Genomic DNA, 20,883 nt, shown 5'->3' with positions numbered 1-20,883 from the left:
CAGCGCCATGAAGATGGTAAAAGCTCTTGTCCCAGCGGATGCGCCACCGCATCTATGCAGCAACATTCCCAGCCGGAAAGATCCCCTACGTGCACCTTCGTTTCAAACGGTCGCTCTCGACCCTGCTTTCCTCTGTGCTGCTGACGCTCTCGGCGCCCGTCGCGGCGCAGACGCCCGAACCAAGCGCCGATCCTGCCCTTTGGGTGGTGAAGGACGCGGACACCACCATCTATCTGTTCGGCAGCGTGCATGTGTTGAAGCCGGGTACGGTTTGGTTCGACGACGAAGTGAAGGCTGCGTTCGACAAAGCCGACACGCTCGTACTCGAAATGGTCGAGCCGGATCAGGCGACGATGATGCAGAAGGTCACAACGCTGGGCATAGACCCCGATGGGCCGCCGCTCAGTGAAAAGCTGGCGGCGGACAAGCGCGCCGCTTACGTCGCCGCGATGACCGCCAACGGCATTCCTTGGCAGGCGCTGGAGCAGTTTTATCCCTGGATGGCGGGCGTTACACTGGCCGTTGCGCCGCTGAGCAAACTGGGCTTCGCCGCCGATCAGGGCGTGGAAAAGATACTGACTGCGGCTGCGAAGCAGGCAGGCAAGCCGGTCGAGGGGCTGGAGACGGTCGATCAGCAGCTTGGCTATTTCGCGGGCCTGCCAGAAGAACAGCAGGTGGCGTTCCTGAATGCGACCGTCGCGGAATTGCCCGACATGCAGAAGACATTCGACCAGATGATCGCAAGCTGGAAGAAGGGCGAGACCGAAGCGCTGGGGCGCGAGATGAATGCCTCGCTGGAGACCACGCCAGAGCTGGCGCAGGTGCTGCTGTTCAATCGCAATGCCAATTGGGCAAAGTGGATCAAGGCACGGCTGGACAATCCGGGCACCGTGTTTATCGCGGTCGGTGCGGGACATCTGGCGGGGCCGAAGGATGTGCAGGATCAGCTCGAAACGCTGGGCATAAAGACGCAGCGGGTGACCAAAGCCGATTTCGGATTGAAGTGATCCGCTCTTGATCCGCAAGCAGTTCATTACCGTCATCGGGCTAGTCCTGCTCCTGCTGGGAGCATGTAAAGCCGATGAGCGCGAAGCCAGTCGACAGACCGGACCGGCCCTTTGGAAAATCGAGAAGGACGGACAGAAGGGCTTTATATTTGGGACGATCCATGTTCTCCCGCGAGATACAGACTGGCAAACGCAGGCGCTGCGGCAGGCAATGGCATCGTCCGACAGACTGGTTCTGGAAGCATCGGGACTGGACGACGTAGCGAAAACACAGAAGATTTTCGACGAGATGGGTTTGAGCGCTGGCTTGCCCCCGCTTGCGGCCCGTGTTCCGGCGTCCGACAGGCCTGCGCTGGAAGCGTTGGCCGAGCGTGGGGGGATGCGAACCGACGATCTGTCCCGTTACGAAAGCTGGGCTGCAGCATTGCGGCTGGCCACGGTGGGGCAGAGCGACAGCGGTGTTTCGGGTGACGATGGCGTGGAGCCGACGCTGACCAAGGCATTCAAGGCGGAAGACAAACCGATCTTGGGATTGGAAACGGTCGAGGACCAGTTCGCGCTGTTCGACCGCCTGCCCGAAGAGGTGCAGCGACGGCTTTTGCGGGACACTGTGGAACAGGGGAATGCGGGCAAGGACGATTACGCCCAGATGCTGCGCGCATGGCTGGCCGGCGACATGAAGGTGATTGCGCGCGATTTCGTGGCCGACCTTGCGCCGGAGCCGGAACTGGCGGGACCGCTGCTGACGGATCGCAACCGGAAATGGGCGGCGCGTATCCCGTTGCTGCCCGGACGTCCCTTCATAGCGGTGGGTGCCGCGCATCTGGCTGGGCCGGACAATCTCCTGACCCTGCTGGAGCAGCAAGGGTACAAGGTGACGAAGATACAGTAGGCGCGCGGCGTCGACACGCACCCTTGCCTTTCGCGCGATTTCTGCTAATGGCCCCGCTCCCGTTATGGTCATCCCTGGAGGCGTGACGGGAATATTGTAACCACTTACCAGTTTTGGAGACACGCAATGAGCGATCAGCTTACGCTGTCGGCCGAGGCACGCGATCGGGCAGGCAAGGGAGCCTCCCGCGCTCTCCGCCGCGAGGGCCGCGTACCCGCCGTCATATACGGAATGAACGAAGAACCTGTTTTGGTTCATGTTGAAGAAAAGGCGCTGAACAAGCTGCTGGGCACCGGCCACTTCATGAACAGCGTCATCATGGTCGAAGCAAACGGCAAGAAAGTCCGCACGCTTCCCAAGGACGTCGCATTCCATCCCGTCAGCGATCGCCCGCTGCATGTCGATTTCCTGCGCGTTTCCGAACATGCAGAAGTGCATGTGAACGTGCCTGTCCGCTTCGAAAACGAAGAAGCAGCACCTGGCCTGAAGCGTGGCGGCGTTCTTAACGTCGTCCGTCATGAGCTGGAACTGATCGTTGATGCGTCGGACATCCCTGACGATATCGTTGTCGACCTGACCGGCTTTGAAGTGGGCGATTCGATCCACATCAGCGCCGTGAAGCTGCCCAAGGGCGCGAAGTCGGCCATTGACGACCGTGACTTCACGATCGCCACGATCGTTGCTCCCTCCGCGCTGAAGAGCAGCGATGGCGAAGCAGCCGAGGGCGAAGAAGGCGAAGCAGCGGCATAAGCTGTTTGTCTTTTGTGACGCTAACCCAGCCCCGTTCGTTCCTTGGAGAACGGGCGGGGTTTGTGTTTTGGAGCGAATGAACCAATGCAGCTCTGGGTCGGCCTCGGCAATCCTGGTCCGCAATATGCACTTAACCGGCATAATGTGGGCTTCATGGCGGCGGACATCATTGCCGAGTTGCACAACTTCACCGCCCCATCGCGCAAGTTTCAGGGTTGGGCCAGCGAAGGCCGGATTGGCAGCGAAAAGCTGCTGCTGTTAAAGCCCGCGACGTTCATGAACGAAAGCGGCCGCGCTGTTGGCGAAGCGATGCGCTTCTACAAGCTGGAGCCACAGGACGTCACCGTGTTCCACGACGAGCTGGACCTGGCGCCTTTCAAGGTGAAGGTGAAGCGCGGCGGCGGGACGGCGGGGCATAATGGCCTTCGGTCGATGGATGCGCATATCGGGCCGGAGTTTCGCCGGGTGCGGATCGGCATCGGACATCCGGGGCACAAAGACCGGGTCCATGGCTATGTGCTGGGCAATTATGCGAAGGCGGAAATGGACCCGCTTTCGGATATGCTGGGGGCCATCGGCGCAGAATCGCACTGGCTGGCAGAAGGCGACGATGTGCGGTTCATGAATGACGTCGCCGTTCGGCTGGCGGATTGATTTTTCAAGTAAGGCGGGACCAGAAATATGGGTTTCAAATGCGGTATCGTCGGACTGCCCAATGTCGGCAAGTCCACTTTGTTCAACGCGCTGACGGAGACGCAGGCGGCGCAGGCGGCCAATTATCCGTTCTGCACGATCGAGCCGAATGTCGGCAACGTCGCAGTCCCCGACCCGCGGCTCGACCAGATCGCCAAGATCGGCGGCAGCGGGAAGATCATCGAGACGCAGTTGGCGTTCGTCGACATTGCGGGCCTCGTGCGTGGCGCATCGAAGGGCGAAGGTCTGGGCAACCAGTTCCTCGCCAATATCCGCGAAGTCGATGCCATCGTTCACGTGCTGCGCTGCTTCGAGGATGACGACATTACGCATGTCGAAGGCAAGATCGACCCGATCGCCGACGCGGAGACAGTCGAGACCGAGTTGATGCTGTCCGATCTTGAGAGCCTGGAAAAGCGGGTTCCGGCGCTGCTCAAGAAGGGCCAGCAAGGCGACAAGGAAGCCAAGGCCGCAGCAGCCGTTCTGGGACAGGCACTCGACCTGCTGCGCGAAGGCAAGCCTGCGCGCCTCACCAAGCCTCGGGACGAAGAAGAAGAGCGCCTGTTCGCGCAGGCGCAGTTGTTGACCAGCAAGCCGGTTCTGTATGTCTGCAACGTCGATGAAGCCAGCGCGGCGGAAGGCAATGCTTTCAGCGCGCGGGTGTTCGAAAAGGCGCACAGCGAAGGCGCGAGTGCGGTCATCGTCTCGGCGGCCATCGAAGCGGAACTGATCACCATGCCGGTCGAGGAACGTGGCGAGTATCTTGAGGCGCTGGGGCTGGCAGAGGCCGGTCTCGCGCGGATCATCCGGGCGGGATATGAGTTGCTGGGCCTCATCACCTTCTTCACGGTTGGACCTAAGGAAGCGCGTGCCTGGACCGTCGACAAGGGATCGAAGGCACCGCAGGCGGCAGGCGCGATCCATAGCGACTTCGAGAAGGGCTTCATCCGGGCGGAGACCATGGCGTTTGACGACTACGTCAAGTTCGGCGGTGAAGCGGGCGCCAAGGAAGCGGGCAAGTGGCGGTCCGAAGGCAAGGAATATGTAACGCAAGATGGCGACATCATGATGTTTCGGTTCAACGTGTAACGCGAGGCGGGTTGACGCGCACGGAAAGCGCACATAGACCCGCCCAATAACGTTGCAGGTTGAAACTGATATGGCCCATTATTTCGAAGACATCGCAATTGGCGAAGTCGAACGCTTCGGCAGTTACACCGTCGGGCGCGACGAGGTGATCGACTTTGCGGGAAAATATGACCCGCAACCCTTCCACTTGTCCGACGAAGCCGCTGCGCGCACTCATTTCCAGCGTATCGCGGCCAGCGGATGGCACACCGCTAGCATGTTCATGGCGATGTTCGTCGCGCATATTCAGCAACAGCCGGAGCGGCAGGAAGCCAGCCTGGGTGCATTGGGCGTGGATGAACTGCGGTGGCTGCGCCCCTGTTACCCCGGCGATGTCCTGCGCTGCGAAGCGGAAGTGGTCGAAAAGACGCCGTCGCGGCGCCGCCCGGAAATGGGTATCGTCAAGTCGAAGATCACGGTGTTCAATCAGGATGACGAGCCGGTGATGACGTTGATGCCCATCGCGATGTGGCGGACACGCCCGATCTGAGGGGCTGGAGCGTCGCGTTGGGTGAAGGTGTCCTAACGGTGGGTGGCCGCATCGAATGCAACGCCGGGCGTAGCTCGATTATCCGCGCGCCAATATCCAGTCCGGCGAGCGGTGCGTTGATAGTGCTATAGGCGATTTTCTACAGGTCGGCCGATGCGGATAGGGCCATGCACATGTCCCTATCCGCTATAGGTCCCCCGTCTAGATATCGTAGCAATCATTAGGTGCGCCGAATGCCATGGCGCCAAAATTACGTGCATAGGGGTAGGGATTGTTCGCGACGTGGGCGCGGGCGCAGTGGATGTCGAGGAACGCACGTTGGACGACGTTGCCCCGATAGATCGCCTTGCCACCGCTGAATTGCATCAGCAGGTCGATCGCCTTCACGCATCGGCTCACCATGGTGGTAGTCGACAAGCCCAGCGCCGCGCGCCGCTCATCGCTCCAGTCGTCGCGCGCCGCTCGATCGGATAATTCCGCCAAATCGCGCGCCAGTCGTAGTTCCATATCGTCCAGCGTCAACACGACTTCGGCGACCGCTTCCTGGATGGTGCTGTCGCTGGCCAGTTTAAGTCCGGTATAGGTCGCGCGCTTGGTGCGCATGCCTTCGATAAATACATCCAGGGCGCGCTTGAGACTGCCCAATGACGTGGTCGATACCGTGCGGTTGAACAGTTGGGCAAAAGGAATTTTATAGAGGCTTGCTTGATGCACCGCATGCCCCGGGCAGTTCAATTCGAACATGTCCATTTCGCGGATAATGCGATGATCGGGTACGAATGCGTCTTCAACGACGATGTCGTTGCTGCCGGTACCGCGCAGACCCATGACGTCCCAGGTGTCGATAATGGTATAATCGCTTCGAGGCACCAGGAAATTGCAGGGATCGGGTGCGCCGCCATCGGGCGAGGGGATGTGGACGCCCAGAATGACCCAGTCACAATGCGCCGATCCACTGGAGAAGGCCCAGCGACCGCTCAGTCGATAGCCACCCTCAACGCGCACGACCTTGCCGCATGGCATGTAAGAAGAACTGATGCGGACATCGCTATCGGTTCCCCAGACATCCTCTGCCGCTCGCGCGTCGAACAGGGCGAGTTGCCAATTATGGACCGCGACCACGCCATAGACCCATGCGCTGCTCATGCAGCCTTCAGCCAATATGCGACTGATACTGCAATAAAGATCCGGTGCCATCTCGTAGCCGCCAAACCGAGCGGGCTGGAGGACGCGGAAAAAGCCAGCGTCGGTGAAATCCTGTATCGTCTGAGCGGATACTTGTCCCGCATCACAAGTCGCTGCTTCGCGTTCACGGAGAACCGGGACAAGCGCGAGCGCGCGTTTAATCAGCGTGTCCGGCGTCGGTATCCCGACGGGCTCCACGGCAGCCATTGCGACCTTCTCTGGCATAAACCCTCCCTATTTCATCAGCGATTGTTCAGCCTTATACGCCGTGCACTATATCGTGACAATACATCAATATACACCTTATTGTTCCCAATAATAAACCTTCGATCATCAGCAATTCTTGTAAATTATCTCTTAAAATCAATGCTATAATGCAATATATTGAGGCCCAAAATTAGTTTAAGCATGAAATTGTTTGGCTGCAACGTGTTGAATGATTTTCGTTGTTCGTATGCAACAATAATAGTAATACCATCTTCATCGTTTGATTTAGTAGACCTCAAAAGAGGCAATCGGGCGATGCAGGAAGGAACGGAGCAAAGCAGCCTCTTTGGCTATCGTTCAATAAATGGGGAGATAAATATGACAGGGTTTGATCATGCCAAGGTGAGCCTCTTGGCTTTGGCTCTGGGTAGTGTCGCATTGGCGAGCGCGGCACCAGCCCGGGCGCAGTCCACCGAGTCGCCACCGTCGCAGGACACCACCGAGACGCAGAGCAGCAGCATGCTGGGTGAGATTGTCGTTACCGCGACGAAGCGTGGTGAAAGTCTTCAAAAGGTGCCGATTTCCATCAGCGCTTTTTCGGGAGAGCAGATCCAGCGTCTCGGCATCCGCGAAACCACGCAGATCACTCAACAGATCCCGGCCCTGCATTTCAACGCCTGGTCGCCCAACCTGACCATCTTTAGCCTGCGCGGCATTTCGCAGAACAACTTCACTGACAATCTGGAAGCGCCTGTCGCAGTTTATCAGGACAACGCCTATGTGGCGTCGATGAATGCGCTGTCGGGGCAGCTTTTTGATATCAAGCGGGTGGAAGTGTTGCGTGGGCCGCAAGGCACGCTGTTTGGTCGCAATGCCACGGGTGGCCTCATCCATTATCTTAGCAACGACGCCAGCGAGAATGAATTCAATGGCTATGCTCAGGGCGACTATGGCCGCTACAATGCGTGGTCGCTGGAAGGCGGTATCGGTGGCGCAATAGCGCCCGGTCTGCGCGTGCGCGCCGCAGGCCGGATCGAAAAAGCCGATGGCTATATCAAATCGCGCGACACGGCCCTCGCCGACGGAACGATATTGAACGGCAGCGGCCAGGATTTGGGCGGTCGCAACGGCTGGGCTGCCCGCATCAACCTCCAATATGACGTATCCCCCGATGCCACGATCAGCCTCTGGTACAAACATGCGGAAGACAATCACGTCGCCACTGGGGGCTATGTCTTTGAAAATTGCGATTTCGAAGCCAATGGCTATTGTCACACTAATGCTGCTGGTCTCAGCGATGGCACTGGCGGCGTCGTCAATGGCATTACCGGCACACGCGCTTCCCCTTGGGAGCATTTCGGTGAGCGCAAGGGTAATCTCGATCGCGTAGTGAACAGCTATCAGGGCGAACTGAACTGGAAACTGTCTGACTCGCTGTCGCTGACGTCCATCACCAACTATCTGACGCTCAACAAAGATTATGACGAGGATGGCGATGGTACGCCTTTCCTGACCGCCAATGTGGATACCGGCATCCGCTTTCATCAGTTTTCTCAGGAAGTTCGACTGTCCGGCGACTTGCCCGGTCTGAAATGGCAGGTTGGCGGCTATTACCTCAACATGCTCTATAACGGGCATCATCAGGTGACCGGCGCGCCGGTTATCGATCTGGCCATCGCTGCGAATGGGGCTTTCAATTCACCCAGCGTAGATCAGCCCTACAGAACGCCGTCGCGCAACTGGTCGCTGTTTGCACAGGGCGATGTGACGATGACGGACAAGCTGACGCTGACGGTGGGTGGTCGCTATTCCGTCGATCACAAATCGATCAACTATGCCGCGATATTGCTCGATCCGGCGATTAATCCCAATCCGGTGACCCTGATTACGGACGAGGCGTTGGCCCAGGTCGTGCCCGGCGTTAATCGGGAAGTGTACAGGGATTGGGCCGCGCGCGTATCGCTCAATTACCAGGCAACATCCGATACGCTCCTGTTCGCCTCCTGGAATCGCGGTATCAAGGGCGGAAACTGGTCCTTGTCGTCCAACATCAACCCTGCCGATTTCAAACATCGTCCTGAAACCCTCAACAGCCTGGAAGCGGGATTCAAGACAGCGATGTTGGGTCGAACCCTGCGGCTTAACGGCACGTTGTTCCACTATATGTACGATGACTACCAGGCCTTCTCGCTGGCAGGCGGCGTACCCCATATCTACAATAGTGACGCGACGTCCACGGGCGCGGAGTTGGAGAGCTTCTGGTCACCATCGCCCCGTTTCGATGCGGTCGTGGGTGCGACTTGGCAAGTGTCGAAGGTCAAGAGCGTGCCGGCCACCGGCACACAGATCGGACCGGAGTTCTTCCCCGGTGCCCCTGACACCCAATATTGCAAGAACCAGGGCGGCTTCTTCCTGTGCGATTTTCCGCAAAAGACGATCGACAATGCGAAATTCCCGAATGCACCGCGGTTCAGCCTGAATTACCTGCTGCGTTACAATGTCGATATGGGTGCCGGGAATGTCGCGGCGCAGGTCGACGGCGTCTGGTATGATGATCAGTATCTGGAAGTGACCAACGGCCCATCATCGCTGCAAAAAGCATACAACGTTACCAACGCATCTCTGACCTACACCGACAAGCGGACCGGGATCGCCTTAACGGCCTGGGGCAAAAATGTCTTCAACAAGGCGTTTCGTGCTTATGCTCTGAACCTCGGCATTTTGGGCACCACGTCGATCTATGCGCCACCGGCCACCTACGGCGCTACGCTGCGGGTGCCTTTTGGCCGCCAATAACCGAGCTGACGGATCGTCGTTTCGGCGATGATCCGTCGTAGGAGTACTCAGGGCACGGAACACGGCGATCGTTGTTCCGGGCTCTGAGATTGCAAGAAAACCCGAAATCTTGCTGTACACGACGACTTGGTGCGCATTAGGGCTAAAAGAACGCTCATCGCGTTGCATTCGCGGACGCATTAACTTTCGCCAGTCCGCGCATTTGATAGGGGTTCTCACCAACACAATCCTCGCTGAAGCGAGATCATTTAAATTGCCTTGCTGGCAACAAAGATTACCATATCTTAATGATAGTTCGACAATTGCAACAGTGCTTCCCGACCTGCTATAAGGTGGGACCGTCATTCTTCATCCTTGGCCTTTCCCGATGAGCAGGTGCCATTGGAAGGTTGGCCGGCAGACGCGCTGCCATTTCGTTATGGTCGTCATGGGAATGGGGATCGTTTACCCGGCATGCGCCGAAACGCCGCGGATGCCCAATATCTCTTTGGTGCCGCAAAGCGGCCTGTTGCCGCTGTCGTCCGCACTCCGCACCGGCACCGAGCACGCTAATCTTGAAGACGCCCATTATGTTGAAGAGGAATATTATCTTTCCGGGCTTGCGCCAGCGATCAATGCGGAGGGGACTATTGTGGTCGATGCCCCTTACGTGACGCGGTTTTTAATTCGCAAACCTAAGGATGCGACACGTTTCAATGGCACGGTTATAATCGAGCCGTTTAGTTGGTTCGGCGAGCGCGCCGCAGGATGGATTCTCACGCGGGACTATCTGCTGCGCCGGGGCTACGCCTTCGTGGGCTACACGCTTAATATCAACGGCCTAGCCGATGACCCCAAATTTCCGCCAACACCCGTCAATCCCAAGCAACAAGAGGATAGTATTCGCCAATACGGCGGAATCGTAAATTTCGATTTTATGCGCCGGTTCGACTATGCGCGCTATGCGCCGCTCGGCAGCTATTACGACGCGAAACGCTTTCAACGCGGCGGCGCGCCAGACCCGTTCGCGCCGCAGTCGCAAGCGATTGGGGCGCAACTGGCGCTGGTGCTTAAATCCAATCTGCCCGACGGACCTGCCAGAGGACTACGGGTCCAGCGCGTCTATGTGAACAGTTCGGCGGTCACCGCGCAGGTCTGGCTCGATTATCTTGACCAGGGGCGCCACCAGCAGTGGCGAATGCCCGATGGCAGACCCTTGATCGACGCCTATATGACGGGAAAGCTAGCTTATGGCGAGGTAGCGGGAGACCCGATCAGGGTTCCTGCGCATATGCCGGACGATGCCCCTTTCGTTACGGTGTACAGCCAGTCCGAGACGTTGCACGACGCCATTGAAGGCATCACTCTCCCAAGCGATACCGACAGGCCGCTCCTGCGTTATTATGAGGTTATGGGCACGCCGCACCTTCGCGAAGCCGACCTGGGTACAGGTGAGATCGAGGCGTGGCCTAATGAAGCCGGCAAACCGGACGATCCGCGATGCCAGTTCATTTATGACGAGCCGTCTGAACTGCCCTTTTCGGCCATTCTGGATGCCATGGATCGCGCGGTCCGCCTTAACGTCCCCATGCCCAAAGCCAATCGGGTTCAGCGCCTGAATAAAGGCGTTCAACGTGATACGAGGACCGGGAACATCGACGGTGGTGTGCGTCCGCCGTGGATACAAGTTCCTGCCGCTGAATACTGGACCGATTATGAAACAGGCTGCGGTGTCATCTACGACAGCAAAAGGCCTTATTCCGCCGTGCGCTTGCGCCAACTATACGGCAGCTACGATAATTATGCGCGCCAGTTTGAAGAAGCGAAACGTCAGTCGGTGGCAGAAGGCTATCTGCTGGAGGAGGATGCAGCCGGACTGAAACCTGTTGCATCTCCCCTGGACTTTGCACGCGATGTTCCTTTGCCCCATCATTGAGGATTCTCCGAATTCTGCGGGCCGGAGGAGGCCTTGTGCGATCGGTCAGCGGCGGTTCAGTTTTACTGGGTGCTCGGCCAGAATTCGGGCATAAAAAGGGTAACCAGTAGGCTCCCCGATAGCTTCGCCGCTGCGAGCGATAATGATCCGGATTGCTACCTGCCAACTATAGACGGGGATACGACGTTCCCCCGCATCGAACCTCACCGATCCCGGGATTGAGGGGAACCCAAAATCATCCGCATTTCCCGTTAATCCGCGGCCAACAAAATGGGCATCACTTTAGGATCGGCTCTGGATTTGTCGCGAACGGGCAGCCCGCGAAGGGAAGCATGTCCTCCAGGCCTATAAGGACGCGGCAATCTCCTCATGCCAGCGAATGCTGGCATCTCTGACAGAGGCGCACGACGGCGGAGATTGGCGCTTTGCTAAAGCCTAATTCCCCCACGGGATGAGCCCCCCGCGTTAGCTAAAGTGTCGGTGCTGAAGGGCCGATGGTAGGATTCTGCCCAATCACTTCCGCCCGAACAGCTTCTCGATATCGCCATGCCCCAGTTTCACCCAGGTCGGGCGGCCGTGGTTGCATTGGCCGCTATGGGGGGTGATTTCCATTTCGCGGAGGAGCGCGTTCATTTCCGCGACGGAGAGCACCCGCCCTGCCCGCACCGATCCGTGGCAGGCCATGGTCGCGGCGACGAGATCGAGGCGGGCCTTGAGCGACAAGGCGCTGTCATAGGCGGCGAGGTCGTCGGCCAGATCGGTGACGAGGCCGTGCACGTCCCCTGCCCCCAGCATCGCAGGTGTCGAGCGGACGAGCATGGCGGAGGGGCCGAAGCGTTCGAGGTCCAGGCCAAATTCGGAGAGTTCCGCGATGCGCGCTTCCAGCCGGTCGCAGGCAGGTTCGTCCAGTTCGACGACTTCGGGCAGGAGAAGAGCCTGCGACGCGACCCCGGCCCCGTCCAGTGCGCGGCGCATCCGTTCCAGCACGAGGCGTTCGTGGGCGGCGTGCTGATCGACGATGACGAGGCCGTCTTCGGCTTCAGCGACGATATAGGTTTTCGCGACTTGGCCACGCGCGACGCCCAGCGGGAAGCTGTGCACTTGGGGCGGTGCCTGCGCCGCCGGTTCGGCGCGGGCCATGGGCGGCGGGGTGAGGAAGGACGCGCGGCGGTCGCCCAGACTGGGTGCGTAGGTGGTGGGCGGCAGATCGCCTGCCGCCTCGAAGATCGGCATTGCGCCGATGGGCGTGGGCGAGACCGGTTCCTGCTGCCACGCGGCGAAGGCAGAAGGGTCGGCGCGCTGGACCGAGCGGAAGCCCGCTTCATCGAGCGCGCGCTTGAGGCCGCTGACGATCATGCCGCGGATCATCGCGGGCTCGCGAAAGCGCACTTCGGTCTTGGCGGGGTGGACGTTCACGTCGACTTCGCCCGGCGGCAGATCCAGAAACAGGGCGACCACGGGATGCCTGTCTCGCGCAAGCAGATCGGCATAAGCGCCGCGCACAGCGCCGACCAGCAAGCGGTCGCGCACGGGGCGGCCGTTGACGAAGAGGAACTGATGATCGGCCACGCCGCGATGATAAGTCGGCAACCCGGCTACGCCCGCGAGCCTGATCCCTTCCCGCTCCAGCGCGATGACGACGTGATTGTCGGCAAGGGCGCGGTCGGTGAGCGCGGCGACGCGATCCTCGCGGCTTTCGTCTTCCTGCACGGATATGGCGCGGCGTCCGTCATGCTCCAGCGTGAAGGCAATGTCGGGCCGCGCCATGGCGAGGCGGCGGATCACATCGAGGCAGGCGGCATATTCCGACCGCGCCGAGCGCAGGAACTTGCGGCGGGCAGGCACCTTCCCGAAAAGCTGCTCGACACGAATCCGGGTGCCGGGGGGAATCGCCGCCGGGCCTTCCGACTGTAGCGCGCCATTGTCGATGATCCGTTGCCAGCCGTCGCCTTTTCGGGTGCGGCTTTCGATGGTGACGGTCGCTACGCTGGCAATAGAGGGCAACGCTTCGCCGCGAAAACCGAGCGTTGCGACGTTCTCTATCGCGTCATCCGGCAGCTTCGACGTGGCGTGACGCTCCAGCGCGAGGGCCATATCGTCGCGCGACATGCCGCATCCGTCGTCCAGCACCTCGATCCGGTCCAGACCGCCAGCCGCCAAGCGTATGTGAATGCGGCGTGATCCGGCATCGACGGCGTTCTCCACCAGTTCCTTGAGCGCGCTCGCCGGTCTTTCGACGACTTCGCCCGCAGCGATGCGATTGACCAGATGTTCGGGGAGGCGGCGTATTGACATTGGTTAGTGAGTAGCCCAAGCGAACGCCTTCCGCGACCCGCAGCCTGACATTTTTTCCATATCGAAGGGCGACCGGGCGCTGGCGGGGACACAGATATTTCGCGGCTGCCTGTCCGATTGCGGGTGGGTCGTCAGGACTAGGGAAAAGCATGTCGATCTTTTCGCGTTTATTCAAATTTTCCTCGCAGGATATGGCCATCGATCTGGGGACCGCCAATACGGTGGTGTATGTCCGTGGGCGCGGCATCGTGCTGAATGAACCTTCGGTCGTGGCGGTCGAAACGCTGAATGGCATCAAGCGGGTGAAGGCGGTCGGTGACGACGCGAAGCTGATGATGGGCAAAACCCCCGACAGCATCGAAGCGATTCGTCCCCTGCGCGACGGTGTGATCGCCGACATCGATGTCGCCGAGCAGATGATCAAGCATTTCATTACCAAGGTGCATGGCGGCAAAGCACGCCCATGGCGCTTCCCCGAAATCGTGATCTGCGTGCCCAGCGGCTCCACCAAGGTCGAGCGGCGCGCCATTCGCGACGCGGCCAGCAATGCCGGTGCCTCTCAGGTTTTCCTGATCGAAGAGCCGATGGCAGCCGCGATCGGTGCCGACATGCCGGTGACCGAGCCGATCGGTTCGATGGTTGTCGATATCGGCGGCGGCACGACCGAAGTCGCGGTGCTTTCGCTGCGCGGTCTGGCCTATACGACGTCGGTGCGTGTCGGCGGGGACAAGATGGACGAAGCCATAGTTTCCTATGTGCGTCGTCACCACAACCTGCTGATCGGTGAAGCCACCGCGGAGCGGATCAAGAAGGAATATGGCGTGGCGCAGTCGCCCGCCGATGGCGTGGGCGAGACGATCCACATCAAGGGTCGCGATCTGGTGAACGGCGTGCCCAAGGAAATCTCGATCAATCAGGGCCAGATCGCCGATGCGCTGGCCGAGCCGATCAGCACCATCGTCGAAGGTGTGCGTATCGCGCTGGAAAACACTGCGCCTGAACTGGCCGCCGATATCGTGGATCAGGGCATCGTCCTGACTGGCGGCGGCGCGCTGCTCAAAGGTCTGGACGACGAATTGCGCGACGAAACCGGCCTGCCCGTCACCATCGCGGAAGATCCCCTTACCTGCGTTGCGATCGGCACCGGTCGCGCGATGGAAGATCCGATGTTCCGGGGCGTGCTGCAAACCGGCTGATTGGAGAATTGAGCGATGGCGCGGCCACCCAGCCGGCGCCCCGGCTATGACCGGAAAGCGCAATATGGCTTGTTCGCCGGCTATGTCGTAGCGGTGTCGGGGGCAGCGGTCGGCCTGTTGCTGATCGTCGTTGCCATGTTCGACCCGACGGGGTTTGCCGCGATCCGGTCCACTGCGGGCGAAATCACCCGACCCATTTCTGCCACGATGCGTCAGTTGGTCAGCGGAGTGGGCACCGTGGACGAACAGATCGTCGCCTATTTCCGTGCAGGATCGCAGAATGTCGGTTTGCGGCGGCAAGTCGATGCCAATCGCACGCGTCTGATCGAAGCAGCGGCCATCGAGCAAGAGAACCTGCGCCTCAAAAAGTTGCTCAAGCTGGTGGAGGACGAGGACGGCGAAGTCGTTGCCGCGCGTCTCATCAGTTCCTCGTCCAGCAGTTCGCGACGGATGGCGCGGCTGAATGCCGGCAAATCGCAAGGTGCCTATGCCGGGATGCCGGTGCGTGCGCCCGAAGGGCTGATCGGGCGTATCCAGACGGCTGGGCCGAACACTGCCGAGGTGCTGTTGCTGACCGACAGCCAGAGCATCGTGCCGGTGCGGCGGGCGAAGGACAATATTGCGGCGATCTGCACAGGTTTGGACGATGGATCGCTGGAGATCCGCTCGCTCAATGCCGGGAACAACCCGTTCAAACCAGGTGACATCATGGTGACGTCCGGCACGGGTGGATTGTATCGCCCCAATATTCCGGTCGCGATCATCGTGCGGGTGGAAGGCGACAAGTCCATTGCCGCGCCGCTGGCCAACCCTGCGCGCGTCGAGGCTGTCATCGTGCAGCGCCCCTTCGAAGCGACGGTGACGCGGCCGGCTGCTCCAGCCCCGGCGGATGAGGCCGCACCTGCCGCCCCGGTAGCGCCATGATCCCCGAGGGACCGCGGCTGGGCGGGAACCCATCACGCTTCCGGTTGAAGGCGACGCCGCTCATCACGGTCATGCTGGGGTCCATGCTGACGGCGCTGCCGATCATTGCACAGTCGCCGGTGCTGCCGCCTGTCGGCTTGCTGTTGCTGCTGTCATGGCGGTTGTTGCGGCCGGAGCTGTGGCCTGCGTGGATCGCCCTCCCCCTCGGTTTCTTCGATGACATGATGAGCGGGCAGCCGCTGGGCAGCGCAATGTGCCTGTGGACGCTGACGATGATCGCCATCGATTTTTCCGAACGCCGGCTTATCTGGCGCGATTACTGGCAGGACTGGCTAATTGCAGGAATTGCGGTTATTTTCTGCATCAGCGGCGGCTTATGGTTCGCGCGGCTGACTGGCGGTGGCGGCACCATTGCGCTGGTTGCGCCGCAAATCCTGTGGTCCGTCCTTCTGTATCCCTTCGTCGCGCGACAATGCGCGTGGCTCGACCGCTGGCGCATCATGGCATGAAGTTTCAAAAGCCGACCCGCAAGACCGTTACCGAAGCCAGCCAGTCCTTTTCGTTCACGCGCCGCGCGATGGTGCTGGGGGGCATACAGGGCGGTATAGGCCTGTTGCTGGCCACCCGGATGGCGTGGATCAGCGTTGCCGAGAACGAGAAATATCAGCTTCTGTCAGAGAGCAATCGCGTCAACCTGACGCTGATTCCGCCGCGCCGGGGCTGGATCATCGACCGGCATGGCCGCCCGCTGGCCAATAATCGCACCGATTTCCGTGTCGATATCATTCCCGACCGGCTGCGTGACCCCAGGGGCACCGTCGCGACGCTGGCGCGCCTGCTCGACCTGCCCGCCGACGAAGTCGAGCGGATCGAAGGCGACCTTGGCAAAGCGCATGGGTTTCAGCCTGTGCAGGTTGCCGAAAGCCTGACCTACGACCAGTTCGCGGCTATCAGCGTGCGCTTGCCGGAGATGCCCGGTGTAGCGCCCACGCAGGGCTTCTCGCGCTTCTATCCGGGCGGCGCGACCGTGGGGCATCTGTTGGGCTATGTCGGCACTGCCTCGGCCAAGGATTATGAGGAAAACAAGAATCCGCTACTCATCACGCCCGGCTATAAGTTGGGCAAGGACGGACTGGAGAAATCCTTCGACCGGCAACTGACCGGCAAGCCCGGCGCAAAGCGTGTCGAAGTAACGGCGCGCGGCAAGGTGGTGCGCGAACTGACCACGCGACCTGATGAGCCCGGCCACACCGTGCAACTGACGATCGACGCCGGGTTGCAGGAATATGCGGGGCGTCGTCTTGCCACCCAGTCCGGATCGGTAGTGGTGATCGACTGCAAAAATGGCGATGTGCTGGCGATGGCATCCATGCCCAGCTTCGATCCCAACAGTTTTTCCGACGGGATCAGCCAGTTGGAATGGGACATGCTGTCGCAGGACGACCATGTGCCGCTCCGCAACAAGACGCTGAAAGGACTGTATCCGCCCGGTTCGACAGTAAAGCCGATGGTGGCGCTCGCCCTGCTGGAAACGGGCATCAGCCCCAATGACAGCGTGAATTGTTCCGGCGCGATCCGGGTCGGCAACACATTGTTCCACTGCCATAAGCGGCGTGGCCACGGCAGCGTCAACATGGAACGCGCCATCGCCCAAAGCTGCGACATCTATTTCTATCAAATGGCGCAGCGTGTCGGCATGGATGTGATCGCGGATATGGCGCGGCGGCTGGGCATGGGGCAGAAATTCGAAATGCCCTTCCCCAGTCAAAGCTATGGCACGGTGCCAGACCCAGCATGGAAGCTGAAGAAATATAAGGAAAAGTGGCAGGTATACGACACGGTCAACGCGACCATCGGGCAGGGGTACATGCTCATCAACCCGATCCAGATGGCCGTGATGGCCGCTCGCCTTGCCTCCGGCAAGATGCTGACGCCGCACTTCATCATGGACAAAAAGCGTCCCGACGCTCCTTCCATTCAAGTGCGTCCCGATCATCTGACGATCATCCACGAAGCTATGAGCGCAGTGGTAAACGGCGGCGGCACAGGCGGCGCCGCGCGGATGCAGGTGCCCGACGTGCTGCTGGCCGGCAAGACTGGCACGGCGCAGGTCAGGCGCATCACCATGGCGGAGCGTGCAGGCGGTGTCCGCAGGGACGCTTCGCTGCCGTTCAAATTGCGCGACCACTCGCTGTTTCAGGGCTTTGCTCCCTATGACAATCCCCGCTACGCCGTTGCCTGCATCCTAGAGCATGGTGGGCATTTGATCCGCGCGCAGGATGCTGGGCCGATTGCCAGCGACACGCTCTCGTTCCTGTTCGATCCCAAGAAAGCGATGGAAAAGCTTGAAACGCTCGAAGCGGAATGGGGCGGCACCCCCACACAGCGCATGGCCGCGCAAATGGCGGCTTTCCGAGCGTCGAAGGGGCTGGAAACCACGTTGACCCCCGAGGAAATGGACGCGGCCAATGCGACAGTCGCCACCGTGGCCAATGTGATGGCGCAGACCGATAATGCGGCAGCGGAGCAACCCGATTGAGCATAGTCCCCGCCCCCATCTCCGCCTTGCCATGGCGCGTCATCGGATTGCTGACGGCCATCGCATTCTTCGGCTGCGTCGTTCTGTACAGCTCTGCCGGGGGCAGCATCACGCCCTGGGCAATCAATCAGGCGGTGCGCTTCGCAATCTTCATGGCAATGGCGCTGACGATTGCTCGCATACCCGTGCAACTTATGAGCACGCTGGCCTTTCCGGCCTATATCGCCGTCCTGGTATCGCTGGTGCTGGTCGAGCTTATCGGCGGTGTCGCGGGGGGGAGCCAGCGGTGGATCAATCTCGGCTTCATGCAGTTGCAACCTTCCGAATTCATGAAGCCGGTGATCGTGCTGGCCGTGGCGCAATTCTATGCGCGGCTTCCAGTGGGTGAATTGCGCCGCTGGAGCGCGATATGGCCTGCGCTGGTGCTCATCGGCCTGCCATGGGCGTTGGTGCTCGTACAGCCCGATTTGGGCACCGCTACGATGATTCTGGCGGGTGGTGTAACGGTCATGTTTCTTGCCGGACTGCCGCTGCGCCTGTTCATTGGAACGGGCATCGCGGGCGCAGCGATCATTCCAGTCGCGTTTAGCTTTCTGCATGAATATCAACAGAAGCGCGTCCTTATTTTCATGGACCCAGAAAGCGATCCGCTCGGGGCGGGCTATCATATCAGCCAGTCGAAGATCGCCATCGGATCGGGCGGTATTTTCGGCAAAGGCTTCCTGAACGGCACACAGAGCCATCTCGATTACCTGCCCGAAGGCCATACTGACTTCGTCTTTGCCACCATGGCCGAGGAATGGGGCCTGGTGGGCGGAATATGCCTGATCGCCGCGTTCATGCTCGTGTTCCGCTGGGGCATCCGCGTGGCGCTGCGCACGGAGGACAAGTTTGCGCGGCTGGCGGCGGCGGGCCTGACGACGACGATATTCTTCTATCTCGCGATCAACCTGATGATGGTGATGGGATTGGCACCGGTCGTGGGCATCCCCCTGCCCTTCATGTCCTATGGCGGATCGTCTATGCTGACCGTGATGTTGTGCATCGGCATGATAATGGCGATCGACCGTTCGCGCCGCCAGACCCGCAGTAACTGGGGTTGAGAGGCGCGCATCTCCAAAAAGTGCGGACCATAGCGATTTGATGCTTGCAAACCCCGCCCATGATGGTAATTGCCGCGCCCTGACCAACGGAACCGCCGGTCTGCGGCGGACTTTCCAGGCAATGTGGACGCATAGCTCAGTTGGTAGAGCAGCTGACTCTTAATCAGCGGGTCCTAGGTTCGAGCCCTAGTGCGTCCACCAAATTCTCCATATATTTGAATATATTAGATGACCGCGAGGGCGGCCGCATTTCCGCTCGCAGATCGCCAGGTAGCTCTCTAGGTAGCAGCGGTCGGGTGGTGGTTGATTACGCCAGGACGAGAAAGAAACTTGGTTCATTGGGTGTTTGAGCATGTCTTGCGAGACCTGCACGTGGTGCTCAGAGCCCCGGATTGAGAATCGCGGCGTTTTTCCGCAGCGCTTCGACCACCGCATCGGTCACCGCTCGGACTCTCGGCATGTGGCGCATATCGACATGGACACCGATCCAGATGTCGCGAATTAGATCGGGCTTGTCGGGGAACAGGCGAACAAGCCCCGCCTCCCCATCAGCGCGATAGCGGGCCAGCGCCGCAACCCCGGCTCCGGCAAGAGTTGCATGAACCTGCACCTCGCGGCTGTTGGAGCAAAAGCCGATCGTCGCATCGGGAAAGGTATCCCGCAGCCATTTGGCCTCCGGCAGGTGCGACTGATCGTCGAGTACGGTCACGAGGCGGGGTTGATCCTGCCCGAGGCGCTCGGCACAGTCCGGAGATGCAAACAGTCCCATGGCGAGCGCACCGACGCGGCGCGCCGCCACCTCGTGCCCCTCAAAGCGTGACATGCGCAGCGCGATATCGGCCTCGCGCTTGGATAGACTCAGGGAGCGTGTATCGGGAACAAGTTCGACAACGATACCCGGATGCTTGGCTTGCAGGGCGACGAGCGCCGGGGTGACGATCCGCGCTGCAAGCGTGTCGACCGTGGTCAGCCTGACCAGGCCTTCCAGCGCGACATCCTTGCCGGTGATGGTGCGTTCGGCGGCCAGTACCTCTGCTTCCACGCGTTCGGCGTTGCCCAGCACAGTCTCCCCAAGGGGAGTCAACGTATAGCCACCGGGCAGGCGCTGCAGCAACCGCGCACCCGTCCGTGATTCCATCGCAGTGAGCCGGCGCCCCATCGTCGGCTGCGTCACTCCGAGCGCACGTGCCGCAGCAGACAGTGTCCCGTGCCGGGCAATGGCGAGGAATGTGCGAAGATCGTCCCAGTCCATGCAATTTCATACGAAAACGCATGGCGACTAGTCAATCTTCGCGAATGACATGCAGCTTCGCAAGCGCGTATCTGAGGGTCAACGAGACAAAGGACGATTGACCATGACCCAGACAGCTTCGACTTCGCAAGGAATTGCCCTGCTCCGCGTGACCAGCGGCGGCCTTCTCCTCACCCATGGGCTGATCAAGGTCCTGGTTTTCACGCCCGCCGGAACGGCTGGCTTCTTCGAAAGTATCGGCTTTCCGGGCATCCTGGCCTATCCGGTCATGGCTGGCGAAATTGGGCTTGGCCTTGCATTGATCCTCGGCTTCATGACGCGCTGGGCCGCACTGGCGGCGCTGCCGATCATGATCGGGGCGATCGTGCCGCATGCCGGCAACGGCTTCACATTTTCCAATACCGGCGGTGGTTGGGAATATCCTGTGTTCTGGGCCATCGCTCTGGCTGTCCAGGCGATGCTCGGCGACGGCGCCTATGCCATTGGCAACCCCCTGAAGCAGAAGGACTGA

At 60.2% G+C, this 20,883-nt stretch carries 17 protein-coding genes and 1 tRNA gene; 15 read left to right on the top strand and 3 right to left on the bottom strand.

Translation table 11 applies throughout. The annotated features are described in order from the left end of the window. Positions 1 to 134: 134 nt before the first annotated feature. From LQ220_RS05800 to LQ220_RS05775, 6 genes are all read left to right on the top strand, one after another. A complete protein-coding gene (locus LQ220_RS05800; RefSeq protein ID WP_230187517.1) occupies positions 135 to 1,007 on the top strand; it encodes a TraB/GumN family protein in 873 nt (290 codons plus the stop codon). A 7-nt stretch (positions 1,008 to 1,014) separates the two neighbouring features. Further along, complete coding sequence (locus tag LQ220_RS05795; protein WP_230187362.1) at positions 1,015 to 1,899, top strand: TraB/GumN family protein; 885 nt, start codon at positions 1,015 to 1,017, stop codon at positions 1,897 to 1,899. A gap of 126 nt (positions 1,900 to 2,025) precedes the next feature. Next, on the top strand, positions 2,026 to 2,649 hold the full coding sequence (locus LQ220_RS05790) for a 50S ribosomal protein L25/general stress protein Ctc (RefSeq protein ID WP_230187361.1): 624 nt from the start codon (positions 2,026 to 2,028) through the stop codon (positions 2,647 to 2,649). An 84-nt stretch (positions 2,650 to 2,733) separates the two neighbouring features. Next, positions 2,734 to 3,303, top strand: coding sequence for an aminoacyl-tRNA hydrolase (gene pth, locus LQ220_RS05785; RefSeq protein ID WP_230187360.1), 570 nt, complete (start codon positions 2,734 to 2,736; stop codon positions 3,301 to 3,303). Between the two features lie 27 nt (positions 3,304 to 3,330). Next, the gene (gene ychF, locus LQ220_RS05780; protein ID WP_230187359.1) at positions 3,331 to 4,431 is read left to right on the top strand and encodes a redox-regulated ATPase YchF; all 1,101 of its coding nucleotides are present in this window, start codon (positions 3,331 to 3,333) and stop codon (positions 4,429 to 4,431) included. 70 nt (positions 4,432 to 4,501) lie between these two features. After that, positions 4,502 to 4,960, top strand: coding sequence for a MaoC family dehydratase (locus LQ220_RS05775; protein ID WP_230187358.1), 459 nt, complete (start codon positions 4,502 to 4,504; stop codon positions 4,958 to 4,960). 201 nt (positions 4,961 to 5,161) lie between these two features. On the opposite strand, the gene LQ220_RS05770 is transcribed toward LQ220_RS05775, so the two are convergent. After that, the gene (locus LQ220_RS05770) at positions 5,162 to 6,370 is read right to left on the bottom strand and encodes an acyl-CoA dehydrogenase family protein (RefSeq protein ID WP_230187357.1); all 1,209 of its coding nucleotides are present in this window, start codon (positions 6,368 to 6,370) and stop codon (positions 5,162 to 5,164) included. A 360-nt stretch (positions 6,371 to 6,730) separates the two neighbouring features. Between LQ220_RS05770 and LQ220_RS05765 the strand changes: the two genes are divergently transcribed. After that, positions 6,731 to 9,148, top strand: coding sequence for a TonB-dependent receptor (locus tag LQ220_RS05765; RefSeq protein WP_230187356.1), 2,418 nt, complete (start codon positions 6,731 to 6,733; stop codon positions 9,146 to 9,148). A 367-nt stretch (positions 9,149 to 9,515) separates the two neighbouring features. Continuing rightward, positions 9,516 to 11,063: an alpha/beta hydrolase domain-containing protein gene (locus LQ220_RS05760; RefSeq protein WP_230187355.1), complete on the top strand. Its 1,548-nt coding sequence runs from the start codon at positions 9,516 to 9,518 to the stop codon at positions 11,061 to 11,063. A gap of 513 nt (positions 11,064 to 11,576) precedes the next feature. Here the strand turns inward: LQ220_RS05760 and mutL are convergent. Further along, entirely contained in the window at positions 11,577 to 13,358 is a 1,782-nt protein-coding gene (mutL, locus tag LQ220_RS05755; protein WP_230187354.1) for a DNA mismatch repair endonuclease MutL, read from the bottom strand. A 149-nt stretch (positions 13,359 to 13,507) separates the two neighbouring features. Between mutL and LQ220_RS05750 the strand changes: the two genes are divergently transcribed. The 6 genes from LQ220_RS05750 (at position 13,508) to LQ220_RS05725 (ending at position 19,321) form a co-directional block, all read left to right on the top strand. Continuing rightward, positions 13,508 to 14,554, top strand: coding sequence for a rod shape-determining protein (locus LQ220_RS05750; protein WP_104953246.1), 1,047 nt, complete (start codon positions 13,508 to 13,510; stop codon positions 14,552 to 14,554). Between the two features lie 15 nt (positions 14,555 to 14,569). Continuing rightward, positions 14,570 to 15,478, top strand: a complete 909-nt coding sequence (gene mreC / locus LQ220_RS05745; protein ID WP_230187353.1) for a rod shape-determining protein MreC — start codon at positions 14,570 to 14,572, stop codon at positions 15,476 to 15,478. After that, positions 15,475 to 15,987 (top strand): rod shape-determining protein MreD, encoded by a 513-nt coding sequence (mreD, locus tag LQ220_RS05740; protein ID WP_230187352.1) that lies wholly within the window; start codon positions 15,475 to 15,477, stop codon positions 15,985 to 15,987. Before mreC ends, mreD begins: the two co-directional genes overlap by 4 nt. After that, positions 15,984 to 18,017: a penicillin-binding protein 2 gene (gene mrdA, locus LQ220_RS05735; RefSeq protein ID WP_230187351.1), complete on the top strand. Its 2,034-nt coding sequence runs from the start codon at positions 15,984 to 15,986 to the stop codon at positions 18,015 to 18,017. Before mreD ends, mrdA begins: the two co-directional genes overlap by 4 nt. Then, entirely contained in the window at positions 18,014 to 19,120 is a 1,107-nt protein-coding gene (gene rodA, locus LQ220_RS05730) for a rod shape-determining protein RodA (RefSeq protein WP_230187350.1), read from the top strand. The genes mrdA and rodA overlap by 4 nt, the downstream gene beginning before the upstream one ends. A gap of 125 nt (positions 19,121 to 19,245) precedes the next feature. Beyond that, positions 19,246 to 19,321: transfer RNA gene (locus tag LQ220_RS05725), tRNA-Lys, on the top strand. A 178-nt stretch (positions 19,322 to 19,499) separates the two neighbouring features. On the opposite strand, the gene LQ220_RS05720 is transcribed toward LQ220_RS05725, so the two are convergent. After that, positions 19,500 to 20,372: a LysR family transcriptional regulator gene (locus tag LQ220_RS05720; protein WP_230187349.1), complete on the bottom strand. Its 873-nt coding sequence runs from the start codon at positions 20,370 to 20,372 to the stop codon at positions 19,500 to 19,502. A 103-nt stretch (positions 20,373 to 20,475) separates the two neighbouring features. Here LQ220_RS05720 and LQ220_RS05715 point away from each other — a divergent pair, with 103 nt between their 5' ends. After that, positions 20,476 to 20,883: a DoxX family protein gene (locus tag LQ220_RS05715; RefSeq protein ID WP_230187348.1), complete on the top strand. Its 408-nt coding sequence runs from the start codon at positions 20,476 to 20,478 to the stop codon at positions 20,881 to 20,883.

The sequence above is a fragment of the Sphingobium sp. CECT 9361 genome (genome assembly GCF_918741285.1).
Lineage (GTDB): Bacteria > Pseudomonadota > Alphaproteobacteria > Sphingomonadales > Sphingomonadaceae > Sphingobium.
This window is presented reverse-complemented; position numbering and strand designations above follow the sequence as displayed.

Bases quoted from the DNA above. Each gene is read 5' to 3' on its own strand.
- mutL (WP_230187354.1), bottom strand. From the start codon at position 13,358: ATGTCAATACGCCGCCTCCCCGAACATCTGGTCAATCGCATCGCTGCG.
- LQ220_RS05760 (WP_230187355.1), top strand. From the start codon at position 9,516: ATGAGCAGGTGCCATTGGAAGGTTGGCCGGCAGACGCGCTGCCATTTC.
- LQ220_RS05715 (WP_230187348.1), top strand. From the start codon at position 20,476: ATGACCCAGACAGCTTCGACTTCGCAAGGAATTGCCCTGCTCCGCGTG.
- LQ220_RS05775 (WP_230187358.1), top strand. From the start codon at position 4,502: ATGGCCCATTATTTCGAAGACATCGCAATTGGCGAAGTCGAACGCTTC.
- mreD (WP_230187352.1), top strand. From the start codon at position 15,475: ATGATCCCCGAGGGACCGCGGCTGGGCGGGAACCCATCACGCTTCCGG.
- LQ220_RS05765 (WP_230187356.1), top strand. From the start codon at position 6,731: ATGACAGGGTTTGATCATGCCAAGGTGAGCCTCTTGGCTTTGGCTCTG.
- pth (WP_230187360.1), top strand. From the start codon at position 2,734: ATGCAGCTCTGGGTCGGCCTCGGCAATCCTGGTCCGCAATATGCACTT.
- mrdA (WP_230187351.1), top strand. From the start codon at position 15,984: ATGAAGTTTCAAAAGCCGACCCGCAAGACCGTTACCGAAGCCAGCCAG.
- LQ220_RS05790 (WP_230187361.1), top strand. From the start codon at position 2,026: ATGAGCGATCAGCTTACGCTGTCGGCCGAGGCACGCGATCGGGCAGGC.
- LQ220_RS05770 (WP_230187357.1), bottom strand. From the start codon at position 6,370: ATGCCAGAGAAGGTCGCAATGGCTGCCGTGGAGCCCGTCGGGATACCG.
- ychF (WP_230187359.1), top strand. From the start codon at position 3,331: ATGGGTTTCAAATGCGGTATCGTCGGACTGCCCAATGTCGGCAAGTCC.
- LQ220_RS05750 (WP_104953246.1), top strand. From the start codon at position 13,508: ATGTCGATCTTTTCGCGTTTATTCAAATTTTCCTCGCAGGATATGGCC.
- mreC (WP_230187353.1), top strand. From the start codon at position 14,570: ATGGCGCGGCCACCCAGCCGGCGCCCCGGCTATGACCGGAAAGCGCAA.
- LQ220_RS05720 (WP_230187349.1), bottom strand. From the start codon at position 20,372: ATGGACTGGGACGATCTTCGCACATTCCTCGCCATTGCCCGGCACGGG.